This is a genomic window from Vibrio sp. 2-1-2a (assembly GCF_032648565.1).
GTDB lineage: Bacteria > Pseudomonadota > Gammaproteobacteria > Enterobacterales > Vibrionaceae > Vibrio > Vibrio diabolicus.
The window spans coordinates 670,575-689,661 of the sequence record NZ_WBOH01000002.1 but is presented as its reverse complement, the minus strand read 5'-3'; the positions used below and the strand labels follow the sequence as shown (position 1 = coordinate 689,661).

The window sequence follows — 19,087 nt, the reverse complement described above, 5'->3', positions numbered from 1 at the left end:
CGTAGTAAACCGCTGATAAACATCGAGTCGGTATTAGTAATCACAAACAAACGGCAATCAAGACCTTATGTACGCATTAGAAATTGAACAGCTGCGCAAGACGTATGCAGGTGGCTTTGAGGCGTTAAAAGGTATTAGTCTCCAAGTGAAAAAAGGTGACTTCTACGCGCTTCTGGGTCCCAATGGTGCAGGAAAATCGACCACGATCGGCATCATCTCCTCCTTAGTGAACAAAACTTCTGGAACGACGAAAGTTTTCGGTTATGACATTGATACCGACCTTGAGTTGGCCAAACAGAATTTAGGCTTGGTGCCACAAGAGTTCAACTTCAATCAGTTTGAAACCGTTGAGCAAATTGTGATGCAGCAAGCGGGCTATTACGGTGTGTCTAAAGTATTAGCCAAAGAACGAGCTGAAAAGTACCTGAAAAAACTCGATTTATGGGAAAAACGTAAAGAGCGTGCCCGTAATTTATCTGGCGGAATGAAGCGTCGTTTGATGATCGCCCGAGCTTTGATGCACGAGCCGCAGTTGCTCATTTTGGATGAACCAACGGCTGGGGTGGACATTGAACTACGCCGCTCAATGTGGGAATTTCTGAGAGAGATCAACCAAGAGCAAGGGATTACGATTATTTTGACGACGCACTACCTAGAAGAAGCGGAGATGCTGTGTCGAAATATCGGCATTATCAACCGGGGTGAGTTGATTGAAAACACCACCATGAAGGCGTTGCTAGGTAAGTTAAGCGTCGAGACATTTATCCTAGACATTGAATCTGAAGGCGAGGTGCCTGAGCTTGAAGGCGTCAATCGACAAAGTATTGTTGATGGCTCTTTAGAGATAGAGCTAGATAAAAGCCAAGGATTGAACTCAGTGTTCAGTCAGTTAACAGAGCATGGTATTAGAGTTCTTTCAATGCGTAACAAAGCCAACCGACTGGAAGAGTTGTTTGTCAGCATTGTAAGAGAAGGGAGTAAGTAAATGTACGGTTTATATTGGACGGCATTTCGTAGCTTGCTGAGCAAAGAGATCACCCGTTTTACGCGTATTTGGGTGCAAACTTTAGTACCGCCAGCTATCACAATGACACTGTATTTCATCATTTTCGGTAATCTTATTGGCTCTCGAATCGGTGAGATGAGCGGCTTTAGCTACATGGAGTACATAGTTCCAGGTTTGATCATGATGTCGGTGATCACCAATTCATACTCGAATGTGGCGTCTTCGTTCTTTAGTGCAAAACTACAGAAGAACATTGAAGAGCTGCTGGTGGCACCGGTGCCAAATTACGTGATTATTGCTGGATACGTAATGGGCGGTGTGACTCGAGGTTTGTTAGTAGGCGCTATTGTTACCTGTGTGTCTCTATTGTTTGTGGATCTGCAAGTTGAACACTGGGGCATTATTGTTGCGACCGTCTTCATGACATCCGTTGTATTTGCTCTAGGCGGACTGATCAATGCGGTCTATGCAAAAACGTTTGATGATATTTCGATCATTCCTACATTTGTGTTGACCCCGTTAACCTACTTGGGTGGTGTTTTTTATTCCATCAGCTTACTGCCTGAATTTTGGCAAGGTGTCTCTAAGATTAACCCAATCGTCTACATGGTGAATGCGTTCCGTTATGGTTTTTTAGGCGTATCGGATGTAGGTATTGTCACCTCATTCAGTGTGCTTGCGGTGTTTGTGATAGCGCTGTATGCCGTTGCTCATTACTTAGTAACGAAAGGTATTGGGCTAAGAAGCTAAGACTCTCCCACACAACAAAGAGCAGCGAATCATGCTGCTCTTTGTTGTGCATAACAATACATACCCATACAATCATTCAGTTTTTATCATGATAGGTTTCAATCATTTGTAATAAATGAGTGATCCTATGAATATTGTCCCGCCGCCGCCTTTCTCCTATCAGTTACTTAAGCCCAAATATTGGTCTGTTTGGCTGGCATTTGGATCTTTAGCGATTCTTGTTAATGTACTGCCATACATAGTATTGCGAATCTTAGGTAGAAGTATCGGCTGTGTTGCGATGCATGTAATGAAGCGCCGACACAAGATCGCTCTGCGTAATCTCCAGCTGTGTTTCCCTGATTTTACGGATTGGCAATATAAGGACGTAGTACGAAAAAACTTTCAATATACGGGAATGGCGATCATCGAAACGGGGATCGCCTGGTTTTGGCCAGATTGGCGGATACGTCGGATAACCTCTACTGTTGGGAAAGGTCGTTTACTCGCTGAGGAAAAGAATGGGCGTGGTGTGTTGGTGGTGTGCAGTCACCATTTAAACTTGGAGATAACCGCTCGTATTTTTAGCCAGTTTGCCAAAGGTTACGGTGTGTATCGCCCAAATTCGAATCCGGCTTATGAGTTTATTCAACATCGAGGTCGAACTCGTTTTGGGCATCAAATGATTGATCGAAAAGACGTGAAATCAATGCTCAAAGTTCTGAAAAATGGTCATCGACTTTGGTATTTGCCCGACCATGATTATGGCGTTAGCCATTCTGTTTTTGCGCCGTTCTTTGCTGTTGAACAAGCCGCGAGTACCGTGGGCTCTAGTGTGCTTATAGACGCAACAAAGTGTGCGGTCATATCTGGCGTCACAGTGAGCAAGAATCACCATTACACGTTGTATATTGGAAAAGATATCAGTGAGCGTTTCGAGAGGCGTAATGCGATTAAAGCGGCAAGTATCTTGAATCAAGAACTCGAGAAAATGATAAAACGTGATATTCCAGCGTGGATGTGGCTGCACAAGCGGTTTAAAACACGCCCTGAAGGGTTAGATTGCGTCTATACGTAGAACATAAAAAAAGGTCGACTAAGAGTCGACCTTTTTACGTCTTGATGGCTCAGAGCTTACTCTGAGCTCTCTGAGTTTGTATTACTAGACTCTGCTTCTTCCTTCGCTTCGACAACCATATCTACCGTTTGGTTATCGATAAGACGAGCTTTGCCTAAGAACGCAGACATCAGAATGACGGCTTGTGTCGTTTCTGGCGTGATCACTTGTAAAGTACGAGCATCACGAATGAAGATCTCATCAGGGTGCAAACCTGCAGCTCGAAGTTGGTCGCTCGCATCTTCGATGATCGATGCGTAGTCATCTCGGCCACCGCGAATGGCACTGCTGATCCAACGCATTGTACGAGCAAGCACTGGCGCACGCTGGCGCTCATCTAGCGTGAGTAAGCCATTGCGAGAGCTCATAGCTAAACCGTCCATTTCACGTACGGTTGGTACACCAATGATTTCAATGTCCATCGCAAGATCGACAACCATCTTGCGGATAACCGCAAGTTGTTGGAAATCTTTCTCACCAAAACAGGCCACATCTGGCTGAACGATGTTAAATAGCTTGTTTACGATGGTTGTGACGCCACGGAAATGACCAGGGCGTGAAGCCCCTTCTAAAATAGTCGATAGACCCGGAACATCAACAAACGTTTGTTTATCAAGCCCTTCAGGATAGATAACTTCTGGTGTCGGCGTAAATACCACATCGACCCCTTCAGAGGTTAACTTGCTTAAGTCTTCCTCTAGCGTACGCGGGTAATTATTTAAATCGTCTGCACGATCAAACTGCATCGGATTAACAAAGATGCTTACGACAACGATATCAGCGTATTCGCGTGCTTTACGCACTAAAGTTAAGTGACCTTCGTGAAGGTTGCCCATGGTTGGGACAAACGCAATTTTACGACCTTCACGTTTAAAGGTTTTAAGGTGTTCACGAACTGCTGAGATTTCCGCAAAAGTTTGCATGCATTTATCCTCTAGGCAATGGTATGAGCGTCGTCTGGGAATACACCGTTGGCTACATCTTCAATGTATTTAGCAACGGCTTTGCGCATATCACCTGTTTCAGCAAGAAAGTTTTTGGAGAATTTCGGCATGTAGTTGGCAGAGATACCGAACATATCATGCATCACGAGAATTTGACCATCTGTCACGTTACCAACTCCAATACCGATAACAGGCACGTCGAGCACTTGCGTAATACGCTCAGCAAGCTCAGCAGGCACGCACTCTAGTAAGACGATTTGAGCGCCTGCTTCTTGCAGTGCTAACGCATCTTTCACCATGCGGTCCGCTTTTTCTTGATCGCGACCTTGGACTTTGTAACCACCAAAAATATTCACGGCTTGAGGAGTTAAACCAAGGTGAGCACAAACTGGAACCGAGCGTTCAGTGAGCATTTTTACAGTGTCTACTAGCCAGTCACCACCTTCAATTTTCACCATATTGGCACCCGCACGCATCAGTGTAGCCGCATTTTCGCAAGCTTGCTCTGGCGTGGTGTAGCTCATGAATGGCATGTCAGCCATCAACAAACAATTTGGGCTACCTGCGCGTACGCAACGAGTATGGTAAGCGATATCATCGACCGTTACTGGCAGAGTATCGTTGTGACCTTGCAAAACCATACCTAGAGAATCACCAACAAGAAGTACTGGCATTTCTTGGCTTTCAAACAGTTGGGCAAAGCTCGCATCATAAGCGGTTGAAGTAGCAAATTTACGACCTTCTTGCTTCCACTTGATTAGGTCGTTGATGGTCATTTTTTTCATGGTTTTATCCTTACTAGGAGTTGGCTATGACTGCCAGATACTGAGGCCGTTTCTATCTACTTGTTCCAGTAGTTTAGAGACCTCGGTCCCATCGGGGAGTTGTAAACTTGGTGCAATTTCCGCAAGAGGGTAGAGTACGAATTCACGCTCTTTCATTCCATAATGAGGAACGATCAGCCTCTCGGAATTAATCACCTCATTGCCATAAAGAACAATGTCGAGGTCCAAGGTTCTTGGTCCCCAACGTTCGTCTTTACGGACACGCCCTTGTTCTTGCTCAATGGCTTGTGTGCAATCGAGCAACTCAAGAGGCGTCAAACTGGTGTTAATCGACACAACCGCATTGATGTAATCCGGTTGGTTTTGTGGTCCCATTGGCGTGCTGCTGTATAGCGAAGAAGCCTGAACAAATTCTGATTTAGGCAGCGTTTTTAACGCTTCAATCGCTTGCTTCGCTTGGCTGACAGGATCAGCCAAGTTACTGCCTACCGCAATGTACGCTGTGATCATGACTTAGGCTTACTCTTTTTCTTGCGATAGGTTTTACGGCGGCGCTGACCACTCTTCGGTGATTGACCGTCTAGGTCGGCAGCCATTGCTTGACGCATTTCTCGGCCTGCATTTTGGAAAGTTTCCCACCACTTGGCAAGCTTCTGAGTATCACCACCTTCAATTTCACCGCGCATTTCAAGAAAATCAAAGCCAGCTCTAAATTTATTGAGCTCCATCAGGCGGAATGCACGTTTACCGTTGCGTCGAGGAAGGCGCAGCTGCAGCTGCCAAATCTCGCGAATGGTTGCGGTGTGGCGTCTTGGAATGGCAATTGTACGAACTTGTTCATCAAGAATGATGTTACTCGCTTCCATAATAGCGTCGTAATGGCCTAGGTTGCGCTCTTCCATCAGTTCATCGGCTTTCGCACACAGTGGGTACCACAGCATTGCAGCAAACATAAATGCTGGATTGATGCGTTTCCCATCTTCGATGCGCATGTCAGTAGAATCCAACACGAGATCCAACATTTGCTCTGTGTAAGAGGAGTAATCTTCCGTGAAGTGCGCTGCAATCGTCGGGAAGAGCTGTTGGAATAAGTTGTACTCACGCAGTAGGTGGTAGGTTTCTAAGCCATGACCGGATTGCAATAACTTGAGTGACTCTTCAAAAAGACGCGCTGACGGAATGTCACCGAGCAACGGTGCCATGTGTTCGATTGGCGCCGCGGTGTCTTCTTCAATATCAAAGTCCAGTTTTACTGCGAAGCGAACCGCACGCAACATACGTACTGGGTCTTCACGGTAGCGTGTTTCTGGATCGCCAATCAGTCGAATGAGGCGATCTTCTAAATCCTCAATACCACGTGCGTAGTCGTGAATCGAGTAATCCGCGATGTTGTAGTACATCGAGTTAATCGTGAAATCACGGCGCTCAGCATCTTCATCGATGGTGCCGTAGACATTATCACGCAGCAGCATTCCTTCTTTCGATTGCTGAGAGATGCTCTTATTCTTTTGCTCTTGGTGGTGACCGCGGAATGTCGCTACTTCAATGATATCTCGGCCAAACATAATGTGAGCCAAGCGGAAGCGGCGACCAATCAAACGGCAGTTACGAAATAGCTGTTTGATCTGTTCCGGCGTTGCGTTGGTCGCAATGTCAAAATCTTTTGGTTTCTGTCCAAGCAGTAAGTCTCGAACCCCGCCACCCACAAGAAAAGCATCGAAACCAGCACCATTTAGGCGGTACAGTACCTTCAGTGCATTATCACTGATCTGCTTACGCGAAATGTTGTGCTCTTCACGAGTTATTACATTGAGAGCGAGCTCTGGAATAGTGGCAGGTTCGCTTGGTGTATAGTCGTTTGTATTCATGTGCATCTGGCAATAACTGGGTTTAGTCCAATCTTGCTTTGGTTAGTTTTTGCGCCTCTAGGGCCTAATTTGCGGCTAATGATAGCCTACACAATGCCATTTGAGAATCACGGTGTGATCTCGATCTCTGTTGGAAGCTGTTCCAAGCGCCAGTTTTCGCAGCCCCAACGAAGAATCTCTTCTATGTTGGCCGCTTTTATGGCTTCCGGTATCTCGAAGCCCAAAAATGTCATGGCGCGTAATAGAGTAGGCTTTGGTGTCTCTATATCAATAGCCGTCGCGTGATTTTGTTTCGACAGTTTATTGCCGTTGTTGTCCATCGCCAATGGTAAATGCAAGTAGCTGACTTCAGGCTGCCCAAGTATCTGGTACAGACTGATTTGACGCCCTGTTGGCTCGATTAAGTCTGCACCACGCACGACTTCGGTGACGCCTTGGTCGATGTCGTCCAATACTACCGCAAGATTATAAGCAAATAATCCATCTCGACGTTTAATAATGAAATCTTCATTAACGAGTTGCTCTGGAATCTTAATTGTTCCACGCTTCTGATCGAAGAAATGAGCGACAGGCTTGGTCATTTTTAGGCGAATCGCGCCGTCTTTCAAGTTTTTATCGCGGCAAGTGCCAGGATAAAACCCGCCATGCTCTTTAATTTGCTTTCGAGTACATTGGCAATAATAGGCCTCACCATTTTCGAGCCATGTGTTTATTTGGGCTTGGTAAAGGTCATGACGTTCACTCTGGTATACCACCTCTCCATCCCAATACAGCTGGTAGGCTTTGAGCGCATCTAGGATAAGTTGCGCCGCACCTGGCATTTCTCTTGGTGGGTCCAAGTCCTCAATACGTACTAACCAGGTTCCGTTGTGTGCTTTCGCTTGAAAATAGCTGCCAAGAGCGGCAATCAGTGAACCAAAATGTAAAGGACCAGAAGGAGATGGGGCGAATCGACCTACATAGCGTGTCATGCGTGTATCTCGAATTTAGTAAACAAATGGGATGAAAAGGTAGTCAAAACAAAAAGGGAGCCTGAGCTCCCTTCAATAATCATAATGCTTGGTTGATTAACCTTGCATTTGCTTCTCTTTGATTTCTGCAAGTGTTTTACAGTCAATACATAGGTCAGCGGTTGGACGTGCTTCAAGACGGCGAACGCCAATCTCTACGCCACAAGACTCACAGAAGCCAAAATCGTCTTCTTTGATTTTATCCAAAGTCTTTTCAATCTTCTTGATCAAACGGCGTTCGCGGTCGCGGTTACGCAGTTCTAGGCTGAACTCTTCCTCTTGAGAGGCGCGGTCAACTGGATCTGGGAAGTTTGCTGCTTCGTCCTGCATGTGGTGAACGGTACGATCCACTTCAGCTCTCAGCTGGTCGCGCCAAGCTGTTAAGATTTTCGTAAAGTGTTCAACCTGCTCTGGTGACATGTACTCTTCACCAGGTTTTTCCTGATATGGCTCCACGCCGGCAATGGCTAGGATGCCTATCGTTTTCTTCTTTGATTCTGGCATACAGCATCTCCTACTTACACCTAGTCAACTGCTACGCAGTCAATTTAAGGCGGGTATCTATAGCAAAAAGAGGCGGTGCAAGCAAATACTGAATCGCAAAGTTATCGTCAATGTGAAGACGACATCATTTTTTCTCTTAATTGATAAAATCAATAGCGGAAATCAGCTTCATTCCAGTATCGCTCAGTTCAGCTTTGTAGCAGAGAACTTCCACTCCAGCGTCTTGTGCTTGTTTGAGTAATAGTGAATATTTCGCGTCTATATGGTGCGCCGCGGATACTTTTTCAATACCTGAATGTAAAACAGTGAATAAAAGTATGGCTCTACTTCCATTTTGTGCCATTTCTGTGAGCTCTCTCAGGTGCTTTTGTCCCCGAGTCGTGACCGCATCTGGGAAGTATCCTTGTCCAATAGAGTCGGTCTCATCAAGAAGAGTGACGCTTTTCACTTCTATATAGCACTTTGGCTTGTTGTCTGCGCTGAGCAAGATATCAATTCGGCTATTTTCATTACCGTATTTCACCTCAGTTTGAAGTGTGTCATAACCACAAAGCTCTGAAATGACATTATTTTCAATAGCCTCAACGGCTAATTGGTTGGCGCGCGCGGTATTGATACAAATACGGTGTCCTTGTTCGGTTTCACTCAACTCCCAACTATTGGGGTATTTTCGTTTCGGGTTGTCGGAAGTGGAAAACCAAACTTTGTTTCCCGGTGTCGCACAACCTGTCATAGCGCCAGTGTTTGCGCAGTGGATAGTACGAACTTCACCGGTATCGAGTTCGATATCGGCAAGAAAGCGTTTATAGCGTTTGAGTAGAGTGGCGGACTCTAAAGCGGGTGTGAAATGCATTTGCTTATTTAGACAAAAATTTTTTTATGTACAATGTTGCCACCATTACACCACAAGGTATTTCCTTTGTCACAATTGCCGATTGAAGCCGTGATGCCTGAGTTGCTGACGGCGGTCAAAAATCAACATCAAGTGATCTTAAAAGCGGCGCCTGGTGCCGGTAAGTCGACTTACTTCCCTTTGCAGTTACTCTTAAATCATTCGGTTGCTGGAAAAATCATCATGCTTGAGCCAAGACGACTCGCGGCGCGTAACATTGCCCGTTATCTTGCTGAGCAATTGGGAGAGCAAGTAGGGCAACGCGTGGGTTATCGAGTTCGTGGCGAGGCAAAGGTAAGTTCTGCAACGCAGTTGGAGATCGTGACTGAAGGGATCATGACTCGGATGATTCAAACTGACCCTGAACTGGATGGTGTTGATCTGCTGATCTTTGATGAGTTTCATGAACGCAGCATTCATGCCGATACCGCTTTGGCATTCAGTTTAGAAGTTCAAGAGGCATTGCGAGACGATCTCAAGCTGGTGGTGATGTCGGCAACGCTTGATCAACAAGCCTTACAGTCGTTGTTGCCTGAAGCCAGTTACATTGAATCAGAAGGACGCAGTTTCGACGTAGAAATGCGTTACCAACCGTTAGGTGTGAATGATCATTTACCGACGAGTATGGCAAAAACAATAGAAAGTCTTATGAACAAAGAGTCCGGCTCTTTGTTGGCTTTCCTACCGGGCGTTGGGGCCATTAAACAAGTCGAAGAACGTTTATCTCATTTGGCGGATGATATTGAAGTGTGTCCGCTTTATGGGCAACTGAGCTTTACTGAGCAACAAAAAGCCATCACGCCGGCAGAACACGGCAAGCGTAAAGTCGTACTCGCGACCAACATCGCAGAAACTTCACTGACGATTGAAGGCATTCGCCTTGTGGTTGATTCTGGGTTAGAGCGTATTGCCCGGTTTGATTTGAAAAACGGTTTAACACGCTTAGAGCAAACACGTATTGCACAGTCTTCAGCGATTCAGCGTGCAGGACGAGCAGGGCGGATCGAAGAGGGCATTTGTGTTCGTCTTTATTCTGAAAGTCAGTTCAAGCAGCAACCGCTGGTTCCCCAACCTGAAATTTTGCATTCCGATTTGGCGAGTTTAGTTATGGAGCTCGCATTTTGGGGAGCGAGTGATATCCACGATCTCAAGTGGCTTGATGTTCCCGCTAATGCGTCATTGGAACAAGCTAAGCAGCTATTGGTGTCATTGGGACTACTGACGGAAAAAGAGCAATTAACGTCCGAAGGAAAACAGGCGCATGAACTAGGCGTTGAGCCTCGTGCGGCTGCGATGCTAATTAAAGCGCAATCTTACAGTGATAAGATGTTAAATGCTGCTTTGGCGGCGGTCGCACTGATTGAAGAGCCAGAGAGAAACGTTACCAATATCGCTCATAGCTTGCATCGTTGGCTTGTTGGTACTCATCCAAAAAAGTCGCTGTTGTTCAAGCGTGCTCAATCTCTAGCGTACAAATTGGATACGGTATTTGACCTGAAAGGTGTGGATGAAGAAGCATTACCGCTGGTGTTAAGTTTGGCATTTCCAGATCGCATTGCGCAGCAGCGCACAAATCAATTTGGGCGATTTACTTTGGCTAATGGTCATGGTGCAGAATGTCGTCAGGAAGACATGCTAGGTGGCTGTGACTATTTGGTTGCCGTTGACTTAATGCGTTCTCATTCTAACTCCAGTCAAATTCATTCGGCATGTGAATTGGATGTCAATATATTGCGAGCGACCTTTGAAGCGCTATTTTCGTCTGAAGAAGTTGTAGACTGGGATGAAAAAAGAGGGCGTCTAATGGCTGAGCGACAAACAAAACTCGGTCAGTTGGTGGTTGAACGCGAGCCTTTGCCAAGCCCTGGCAAAGAAAAAATGACACAAGCTTTACTCACGTATGTCCGCCGCCAGGGCTTACAGAGTCTAAACTGGACACCGGCAGCGGAGAGCTTGTTGGCTCGGGTTCGTTGTGCGGTGGAATGGTTACCCGAGCAATCATGGCCAATGTTTGATGAAGCCAGTTTGTTGGATTCATTAGAAGAGTGGTTAGAGCCGTACATGACGTCCGTCAGTTCGGTTAACGATTTGAGCAAGATAAACTTGGTCGAGGCGCTGAACGCTCGATTAGGTTGGCCACTCAATCAACAGCTGGATGAATGGTTACCAGAGCATTACCAACTGCCGACAGGTTCAAAGAAGCGTATCCGTTACCAGTATGGCCATGAGCCGAAACTATCGGTGCGTATGCAAGAGGTATTTGGTGAGAGTGGCTCTCCTACGGTAGCACTTGGTCGTAAGCGTTTGGTGCTTGAACTGCTTTCGCCGGCACAACGTCCGCTGCAAGTGACGTCTGACTTGGCGGCTTTCTGGAACGGAAGCTATAAAGACGTTCAAAAAGAGATGAAAGGGCGCTACCCAAAACACGTTTGGCCAGATGACCCTGCCAATCATGTAGCAACTACGAAAACAAAAAGACAATTGAATAATGACTAACAGCAAGAAGCCTAGCGCGAAAAAAGCGCCAGCGAAGAAAAGTACAACCAATAAAGGAACGACAAAACAGACTCGACGCACACCGAGTAAAAAGCCGGCTAACGAGAAACGTTCGTGGCTGAAAGTTTTGTGGTCATTTAGCTGGAAAGCCGGTGTTGCGCTTGCCGCTGTTTTGCTGTTTGTTGGGATTTACTTAGATAGTGTTGTGAAAGAGCGCTTTGAAGGCCAGCTGTTTGAACTGCCAACGGTGGTTTATGCTCGCATCTTGAACTTAAATCCGGGTGAAAATATCACCATTCAAGAACTTCGTAACGAGCTGGATGTACTGAATTACCGTAAGGTAAGTCAGCCTCGCTATCCTGGTGAGTACTCTTCTTCTTCCACTCGTATTGAGCTGATCCGTCGTCCATTTGAATTTGCCGATGGTCCTGAACCGGATCGTCACGTGATGCTCCATTTTTCAGATTCTGGCTTACAGCGTATTCAGTCTTTAGAGTCCCGAGGCGATCTTGGTTACTTACGCTTAGAGCCTAAGATGTTGGGTATGCTGGAGAAAGATCAAGATGAGCAGCGTCTGTTCTTGCGTCGTGATCAGTTCCCAGAAATTTTAGTTGATGCACTGCTTGCGACCGAAGACCGGGATTTTTATCAACACGATGGGGTGTCTCCACTCGCGATTGCACGAGCAATGGTTGCAAACATTAAAGCGGGTCGTACTGTTCAAGGCGGTAGTACGCTAACTCAGCAGTTGGCGAAAAACCTGTTTTTGACCCGTGATAAGACGCTGTGGCGCAAAGTTAGAGAAGCGTATATTGCGTTAATTTTGGATTACCGTTACAGCAAAGATCGTATTTTGGAAGCCTACCTTAACGAAGTGTATCTAGGGCAAAGTGGTGGTGAAGCGATCCACGGGTTTGGCTTGGCATCGCGTTATTACTTTGGACAACCGATCCAAGAGCTGCGAATCGATCAACTGGCGATGTTAGTTGGGATGGTAAAAGGACCGTCTTACTACAATCCAATTCGTTATCCTGAGCGCACTAAAGAGCGCCGCGATCTTGTATTACGTTTGTTGATGCAGCAAAACATGCTGACATCTGAGCAGTATGAGCAAGCCGTCAGTCGTTCGCTTGATACGCAGAGCAAACCACGTATCGCGAGCCGTCAGCCCGCTTATTTCCAACAATTGAGCATTGAATTGAAAGAAAAAGTGGGGGAGCGATTTAAAGCGGAAACCGGACTGCGCGTGTTTACGTCTCTGGATCCGGTATCGCAAAGCAAAATGGAGCAAGCCATCGCGAAAAAGATCCCGGAGCTAGCTAAACGAGGCGGTAAAGAATTAGAAGCTGCCGCAGTTGCGGTTGATCGTCATAGTGGTGAAATCCGAGCCATGGTTGGCGGTAAACGTGTTGGTTATGAAGGTTTTAACCGCGCGCTCAATGCCAGTCGTCCAATTGGCTCTTTAGTTAAACCAGCGATTTACTTGACGGCTCTAGAACAACCGGAAAAATATAACCTAGGCACGACGCTGCACGACACGCCGCTAAGCCTGAAAAGCAGTAAAGGTAATGTATGGACACCGCGCAACTACGACCGAAAATACCGTGGTGATGTGCCACTTTATATTGCTTTAGCGAAGTCGCTCAACGTGCCAACCGTGCGCTTAGGCATGGCGCTTGGTATCCCCGAAGTATCCGATACTTTAGAACGTTTGGGCGTGAACAAAGACGAAATCCGCCCAGTGCCTTCGATGTTTTTGGGCTCGTTTTCTTTGACGCCGTTTGAAGTCGCGCAGATGTATCAGACACTGACGAACTCAGGCAAACGTGCGAAACTGACCGCTCTGCGTTCAGTGATGGATATGGAAGGTAATGTGCTTTATCAATCCTTGCCTCGTTCATCAAGAGCCGTGGATGAGCAAGCAGCATGGCTAACGACCTACGCGATGAAACAGGGGGTTGCTCAAGGTACAGGCCGCTTCTTACAAAGCCAGTTTGGTTGGGCTGCACTGGCAGGAAAAACGGGTACCAGTAACGATAACCGCGATAGCTGGTTTGTCGGTGTTGATGGCCGTGAAGTGACGACAATTTGGCTAGGCCGCGACGATAACAAACCGGTTCATCTAACGGGATCGAGCGGTGCATTACGAGTGTACGCAGAGTATTTGAAGCAACGCATTCCTGAGCGTTTAGAGCTTCCATGGCCAAGAGAGATCACCACGTTAGGATTTAAGCCGACATCAGATGGTGGTTTAGAAATGAACTGTCGTAGTGATTATAAACTGCCAGTTTGGGATAAAACGGGTCAAATAAAGCAGCAGTGTGAGAAGAAATCAAACTGGCTTAACAGCTTATTTGATTGGTAGCATCGCCAAATCAACAACATTAGCTTGTCTCTCTGGTCAATTCTTAGTACATATTAGGGCGTGTTAGTGCGGTGCTGCTAGCACGCCCTACTTGATAAGAAATTCAACAAAGGAAGAAGTGAATGTTCAAAAAGCTGTTATCAAGCCCGTCGACTCGCCATTTCGCGCTTTGGGTTAGTGCCTTTTTGATCACCACTCCTTCAGTTTCCCTCGCCAACTCTCTAGCAAAAATGGATGACGTGGAGCCTCGTCCAAAGGTGGCAGTTGTGCTCGCCGGTGGCGGAGCAAAAGGCGCTGCGCATATCGGCGTCCTCAAAGCGTTAGAAGAGATGCAGATCCCGGTCGATATCGTAACGGGCACCAGTATGGGCGCTTATGTTGGTGGTCTCTATGCAACGGGGATGAGCGCTGATGAAATTGAAAGTTTTATCTACACCGTCGATTGGAGCAGTGGTTATCGAGATCGTGTCGACCGTAGTCAACGCCGAGTTCGTGATAAAGAGTATGAAGACCGCTATCAAATTAACACTGACCTCGGCTTAAGATTTGGTGAGGTTCGTGCCCCAACGGGGGTCGTGCAAGGCCAGAACATGTTGCGCGTATTGCGTGAGACTACTGGGAATTTGGGACGATTCGATTCTTTTGATGATCTTGCCATTCCTTACCGCTCTGTGGCGACAGATATTCTTGCGCTAGAGGAAGTGGTTCTTGGCAATGGCTACCTAGTGGACGCCATGATGGCCAGTATGTCTGTACCAGGAGCGCTTCCTCCCTATAAGCTCAATGGCCATATGCTTGTCGATGGTGGCGTTGTTAATAACATGCCTGTCGATGTGGCTCGCGCCATGGGGGCAGATGTTGTTATTGCTGTTGATATTAGCACCGACTACAAAACCGAAGATGAGTTTACCGGGCTGTTTACTGTAGCGGATCAACTTTCTAATTACCTAGTCCGTCGCAGTACGCAACAGCAAGTGGACGAGCTTGAACCACAAGATATTTATATTCGTCCCAATGTAGGCACCATGGAAACGGTCGAGTTCGACAAAATGCCTTGGGCTTTTCAAGCGGGCTACGATATTACCAAGCAGCTTGAAGATAAGCTGCAAGGTCTAAGTTTATCGAACGCAGAATACCAAAAGTACATTGATCACAAGCAAGAGGTACGTAAGACGCTGGTTTACGGTGATAAACGCATTGTTGATGACATTGTGATAGTGAATAACACCCACTACAGTGATGTATTACTTACTAACCGTATTCAATTGAAAACAGGTCGTCGTATTCCAACGGCTGAAATAGAAAAAGCCGTTGAAAATCTCTATGCGCTGGATCGTTTTGAGTTAATCACTTATCACTTTGAAGATGTTGATGGTAAGACATTGTTGGTTTTTGATGTTAACGAAAAGTCGTGGGGGCCGAATTACGTTAACTTTCGATTTTTCCTTGAAGATGACTTCGATACGGATAGCCAATACGGCATCGGTATGTCGACCAATTTTACTAATTTAAACTCGCATGGTGCAGAGTTGGCGTTCAACGTAGAAATGGGCACGGATAAGCTGATAGAAGCTGAGTTGTATTCGCCTGTTTTATCTCGTCAAACGCTTTTTGTTGCTGGCCGTGTTGGATACAGCAGTGAAGATAGAAACTTACCTTTTAGCGAATTTGAAAATCCGGACCTCAGCTCAGTTAACGACTTCTTACCCGTTTCCTATAATGACTTTGCTTCTGAACTGGCTATTGGCATTCAACCTACGTTATGGCAAGAGTTGCGCCTTGGTGCTCGTTACTCTACAGGAGATATTGAGCTGTCTACCTTGGCCTCGGCAGGGCAGCTAGACTTCGAGCGCAAAGGTATATTTGCGAGCTATCGACTCGATACGCTTGATGATTTTGCATTTCCTACTCGCGGACTGCTGGTCGATCTTGAATATTTCGTATCTCATGACAAGAGTCCGGAAGGCATCACTCTACTCGACACGGAAAAGATGATTGAAGATACCGTGTATGAAATCTCCGCGCGATTCAAAGGTGCGGTCAGTCATCAGCGTCATACTTTAGTCGGACATGCAGAATATAGCTTTGTAGAAAGTAAAAATTCATCGGTTCCGCTTGACCCGAGAGAGTTAGGCGGCTTTTTAAACCTATCTGGTATCCCAAGAAATAGCTTGATTGGACAGAACCTGTTTTTTAGTAGCTTGGTGTACCGATACAAATGGTTCGACAATGACTTTGGACTATTTGAAGCGCCAGTCTACCTAGGTGCATCAGTGGAATACGGTGGAGTGTGGTCAGATAATGATCTGAAGCTGAATGAAGCGCCGCTTTACAATGCTGGCTCTATTTTCTTTGGTGTTGACTCACCAATCGGGCCAATTATGTTGGCTTATGGTCGTACTGAGCAGGATATGGATGCTGTGTATTTGATCGTAGGAACGTCGTTTAATTAACCGGGTATAAGAAAGCAAAAACTTGGCATATTTGGTCGAAATTAGCAGAACTTTAGTCGTAAGTTGCTATGTTGGTCAAAATGATAAGATTTTAATTTAAGGTTAAATTTGCTATTATTTTGCCCACAGTTTGGCCTCTACGGCGCTGTTTCTCAATCATAATTGAATGAAAACAAGGGCAATGGAGAGCCAAGTTTCCAAGGATGTTCACTCCTTTACTTTAACAATAGTAATAATAGAGGAGGAACCGCAATGAGAGGAAAAAGTCGTGCTTGAAGCCTACCGTAAACACGTCGAAGAGCGTGCTGCTGAAGGAGTTGTTCCTAAACCGCTAGACGCAGAACAAGTTGCTGGACTTGTAGAACTTCTGAAAAATCCCCCGCAAGGTGAAGAAGAAGTCATTCTTGACCTACTTGAAAACCGCATCCCACCAGGTGTAGATGAAGCCGCTTATGTTAAAGCGGGTTTCCTAACCGCTGTAGCAACAGGTGAAGTTAAATCACCATTAGTGAGTCGTGAAAAAGCTGCTGAACTGCTAGGCACTATGCAAGGTGGTTACAACATCGCACCGCTAGTTGAGCTATTGGATGACGAAGCACTGGCAGAGATTGCTGTAGAAGCGCTGTCTCATACACTTCTGATGTTTGATGCTTTCTATGATGTAGAAGAGAAAGCAAAAGCAGGCAATGAGCATGCACAGAAAGTACTTCAGTCATGGGCTGATGCTGAGTGGTTCCTTTCTAAGCCTAAGCTTGAAGAAAAAGTCACTCTAACTGTATTTAAAGTAACAGGTGAAACGAACACGGATGACCTTTCACCTGCACCTGATGCTTGGTCTCGTCCTGATATCCCAGTGCACGCACTTGCGATGCTGAAGAACGAGCGTGAAGGCATCAATCCTGATCAACCGGGCAATATTGGTCCGATCAAGCAAATTGAAGAATTGAAAGAAAAAGGTCACCAATTGGTTTACGTTGGTGATGTTGTTGGTACTGGTTCTTCACGTAAATCTGCAACCAACTCAGTACTTTGGTTTATGGGAGATGATATCCCTTACGTTCCAAACAAACGTGCTGGTGGTTATGTGCTTGGTGGTAAAATTGCACCTATCTTCTTCAACACAATGGAAGATGCGGGCGCACTACCAATCGAAGTCGACGTGACTAAGCTCAACATGGGCGATGTTATCGATGTTTACCCATATGAAGGTAAAGTTTGTAATCACGAAACAGGTGAAGTTTTAGCTGAGTTCTCGCTGAAAACGGAAGTACTGATTGATGAAGTTCGTGCTGGCGGTCGTATCCCATTGATCATCGGTCGTGGTTTGACAGACAAAGCGCGTCAATCGCTAGGTCTTGAGCCTTCGGATGTATTCCGTAAACCTGGTGAAATTGCAGATTCTGGCAAGGGTTACACGCTTGCACAGAAAATGGTTGGTAAAGCGTGTGGCGTAGAAGGCATTCGCCCTGGTACCTACTGTGAGCCGAAGATGACGACAGTAGGCTCGCAAGATACTACCGGCCCTATGACTCGTGATGAACTTAAAGACTTGGCGTGTTTGGGCTTCTCTGCTGATCTTGTCATGCAGTCTTTCTGTCACACCTCTGCGTACCCAAAACCAGTAGACGTAAACACGCACCACACACTTCCGGACTTTATCATGAACCGCGGTGGCGTATCTCTTCGCCCGGGTGACGGTATTATCCACTCATGGCTAAACCGTATGCTACTACCGGATACAGTTGGTACTGGTGGTGACTCACATACTCGTTTCCCGCTAGGTATTTCATTCCCAGCAGGTTCGGGTTTGGTTGCCTTTGCTGCTGCGACAGGCGTTATGCCACTAGATATGCCTGAGTCAATCTTGGTTCGCTTTAAAGGTGAAATGCAACCGGGTATCACACTACGTGACCTTGTTCATGCCATCCCTTACTACGCGATTCAGCAAGGTCTACTAACGGTAGAAAAAGCGGGCAAGATCAACGAATTCTCTGGCCGTATCCTTGAGATTGAAGGCCTAGAAACGCTAACAGTTGAGCAAGCATTTGAGCTTTCTGATGCTTCTGCTGAGCGTTCTGCGGCAGGTTGTACTGTGAAACTGTCGCAAGAGTCGATCGAAGAGTACCTAAACTCTAACATTGTAATGCTGAAGTGGATGATCTCTGAAGGTTACGGTGACCGCCGTACTATCGAACGTCGTATTACAGCGATGGAAGAGTGGTTAGCAAATCCTGAGCTGATGCAAGCGGATAAAGACGCTGAATACGCACATGTTATTGAAATCGATATGGCTGAAATCAATGAGCCAGTACTATGTGCACCGAATGATCCGGATGACGCTCGCTTGTTGTCTGAAGTACAAGGCACAGCGATTGACGAAGTGTTCATCGGTTCTTGTATGACTAATATCGGTCACTTCCGCGCTGCTGGTAAGCTGCTAGATAAGTTCAACGGACAGCTTGCAACTCGTCTATGGATCGCTCCGCCAACGAAGATGGACAAGGATCAGCTAACGGAAGAGGGTTATTACGGTATCTTTGGCCGTGCTGGGGTTCGAATCGAAACACCAGGATGTTCACTGTGTATGGGTAACCAAGCGCGTGTTGCAGACAAATCAACAGTGATGTCTACCTCAACGCGTAACTTCCCGAACCGTCTAGGTACTGGTGCGAATGTTTACCTGTCGTCTGCGGAACTAGCTGCCGTAGGTGCAATCCTTGGTAAGATTCCAACTAAAGAAGAGTACTTGGAGTATGCGAAGCAAATTGATGCAACCGCTACAGATACTTACCGCTACTTGAACTTCCATAAAATGGATCAGTACACCAAGAAAGCGGATGAAGTGATCTTCCAAGAGCCTGCATAAGCTTAACTGCACAATTAAAAAGCACCTCAAACGAGGTGCTTTTTTTATGGGT

At 46.2% G+C, this 19,087-nt stretch carries 14 protein-coding genes; 7 read left to right on the top strand and 7 right to left on the bottom strand.

The window, feature by feature from the left end:
• Positions 1–67: 67 nt before the first annotated feature.
• The 3 genes from F7Y48_RS07755 to F7Y48_RS07745 all read left to right on the top strand — a co-directional run bounded on the left by F7Y48_RS07755 (position 68) and on the right by F7Y48_RS07745 (position 2,813).
• On the top strand, positions 68–985 hold the full coding sequence (locus tag F7Y48_RS07755; RefSeq protein ID WP_301948629.1) for an ABC transporter ATP-binding protein: 918 nt from the start codon (positions 68–70) through the stop codon (positions 983–985).
• Positions 986–1,756 (top strand): ABC transporter permease, encoded by a 771-nt coding sequence (locus F7Y48_RS07750; RefSeq protein ID WP_005396714.1) that lies wholly within the window; start codon positions 986–988, stop codon positions 1,754–1,756.
• 127 nt (positions 1,757–1,883) lie between these two features.
• Positions 1,884–2,813 carry a Kdo(2)-lipid IV(A) acyltransferase gene (locus F7Y48_RS07745; RefSeq protein WP_316683009.1) on the top strand — a complete coding sequence of 310 codons (930 nt, stop codon included), beginning with the start codon at positions 1,884–1,886 and terminating at the stop codon, positions 2,811–2,813.
• Positions 2,814–2,869: 56 nt separating this feature from the next.
• On the opposite strand, the gene panC is transcribed toward F7Y48_RS07745, so the two are convergent.
• The 7 genes from panC to sfsA form a co-directional block, all read right to left on the bottom strand.
• Complete coding sequence (gene panC, locus F7Y48_RS07740) at positions 2,870–3,775, bottom strand: pantoate--beta-alanine ligase (protein WP_316683008.1); 906 nt, start codon at positions 3,773–3,775, stop codon at positions 2,870–2,872.
• Positions 3,776–3,786: 11 nt separating this feature from the next.
• The gene (gene panB, locus F7Y48_RS07735) at positions 3,787–4,581 is read right to left on the bottom strand and encodes a 3-methyl-2-oxobutanoate hydroxymethyltransferase (RefSeq protein WP_316683007.1); all 795 of its coding nucleotides are present in this window, start codon (positions 4,579–4,581) and stop codon (positions 3,787–3,789) included.
• A 24-nt stretch (positions 4,582–4,605) separates the two neighbouring features.
• Positions 4,606–5,091: a 2-amino-4-hydroxy-6-hydroxymethyldihydropteridine diphosphokinase gene (folK, locus tag F7Y48_RS07730; RefSeq protein WP_005396720.1), complete on the bottom strand. Its 486-nt coding sequence runs from the start codon at positions 5,089–5,091 to the stop codon at positions 4,606–4,608.
• Positions 5,088–6,455, bottom strand: a complete 1,368-nt coding sequence (gene pcnB, locus F7Y48_RS07725) for a polynucleotide adenylyltransferase PcnB (RefSeq protein ID WP_005396721.1) — start codon at positions 6,453–6,455, stop codon at positions 5,088–5,090. Before pcnB ends, folK begins: the two co-directional genes overlap by 4 nt.
• Positions 6,456–6,556: 101 nt before the next feature.
• Positions 6,557–7,420: a tRNA glutamyl-Q(34) synthetase GluQRS gene (gene gluQRS, locus F7Y48_RS07720; protein ID WP_268845196.1), complete on the bottom strand. Its 864-nt coding sequence runs from the start codon at positions 7,418–7,420 to the stop codon at positions 6,557–6,559.
• A 96-nt stretch (positions 7,421–7,516) separates the two neighbouring features.
• Positions 7,517–7,963 carry an RNA polymerase-binding protein DksA gene (gene dksA / locus F7Y48_RS07715; protein WP_005386584.1) on the bottom strand — a complete coding sequence of 149 codons (447 nt, stop codon included), beginning with the start codon at positions 7,961–7,963 and terminating at the stop codon, positions 7,517–7,519.
• Between the two features lie 136 nt (positions 7,964–8,099).
• The gene (gene sfsA, locus F7Y48_RS07710) at positions 8,100–8,816 is read right to left on the bottom strand and encodes a DNA/RNA nuclease SfsA (protein WP_074191772.1); all 717 of its coding nucleotides are present in this window, start codon (positions 8,814–8,816) and stop codon (positions 8,100–8,102) included.
• 66 nt (positions 8,817–8,882) lie between these two features.
• Here sfsA and hrpB point away from each other — a divergent pair, with 66 nt between their 5' ends.
• From hrpB to acnB, 4 genes are all read left to right on the top strand, one after another.
• Positions 8,883–11,351, top strand: coding sequence for an ATP-dependent helicase HrpB (gene hrpB, locus F7Y48_RS07705; RefSeq protein WP_316683006.1), 2,469 nt, complete (start codon positions 8,883–8,885; stop codon positions 11,349–11,351).
• A complete protein-coding gene (gene mrcB / locus F7Y48_RS07700; RefSeq protein ID WP_176320173.1) occupies positions 11,344–13,716 on the top strand; it encodes a penicillin-binding protein 1B in 2,373 nt (790 codons plus the stop codon). The genes hrpB and mrcB overlap by 8 nt, the downstream gene beginning before the upstream one ends.
• 122 nt (positions 13,717–13,838) lie before the next feature.
• Entirely contained in the window at positions 13,839–16,169 is a 2,331-nt protein-coding gene (locus F7Y48_RS07695) for a patatin-like phospholipase family protein (protein WP_316683005.1), read from the top strand.
• A gap of 268 nt (positions 16,170–16,437) precedes the next feature.
• Positions 16,438–19,035: a bifunctional aconitate hydratase 2/2-methylisocitrate dehydratase gene (gene acnB, locus F7Y48_RS07690; protein WP_256956145.1), complete on the top strand. Its 2,598-nt coding sequence runs from the start codon at positions 16,438–16,440 to the stop codon at positions 19,033–19,035.
• The last annotated feature ends 52 nt before the right edge of the window (positions 19,036–19,087 follow it).

Excerpts from the sequence above, each read along its gene's own strand:
- F7Y48_RS07755 (WP_301948629.1), top strand. The coding sequence starts at position 68 with ATGTACGCATTAGAAATTGAACAGCTGCGCAAGACGTATGCAGGTGGC.
- F7Y48_RS07750 (WP_005396714.1), top strand. The coding sequence starts at position 986 with ATGTACGGTTTATATTGGACGGCATTTCGTAGCTTGCTGAGCAAAGAG.
- F7Y48_RS07745 (WP_316683009.1), top strand. The coding sequence starts at position 1,884 with ATGAATATTGTCCCGCCGCCGCCTTTCTCCTATCAGTTACTTAAGCCC.
- panC (WP_316683008.1), bottom strand. The coding sequence starts at position 3,775 with ATGCAAACTTTTGCGGAAATCTCAGCAGTTCGTGAACACCTTAAAACC.
- panB (WP_316683007.1), bottom strand. The coding sequence starts at position 4,581 with ATGAAAAAAATGACCATCAACGACCTAATCAAGTGGAAGCAAGAAGGT.
- folK (WP_005396720.1), bottom strand. The coding sequence starts at position 5,091 with ATGATCACAGCGTACATTGCGGTAGGCAGTAACTTGGCTGATCCTGTC.
- pcnB (WP_005396721.1), bottom strand. The coding sequence starts at position 6,455 with ATGCACATGAATACAAACGACTATACACCAAGCGAACCTGCCACTATT.
- gluQRS (WP_268845196.1), bottom strand. The coding sequence starts at position 7,420 with ATGACACGCTATGTAGGTCGATTCGCCCCATCTCCTTCTGGTCCTTTA.
- dksA (WP_005386584.1), bottom strand. The coding sequence starts at position 7,963 with ATGCCAGAATCAAAGAAGAAAACGATAGGCATCCTAGCCATTGCCGGC.
- sfsA (WP_074191772.1), bottom strand. The coding sequence starts at position 8,816 with ATGCATTTCACACCCGCTTTAGAGTCCGCCACTCTACTCAAACGCTAT.
- mrcB (WP_176320173.1), top strand. The coding sequence starts at position 11,344 with ATGACTAACAGCAAGAAGCCTAGCGCGAAAAAAGCGCCAGCGAAGAAA.
- F7Y48_RS07695 (WP_316683005.1), top strand. The coding sequence starts at position 13,839 with ATGTTCAAAAAGCTGTTATCAAGCCCGTCGACTCGCCATTTCGCGCTT.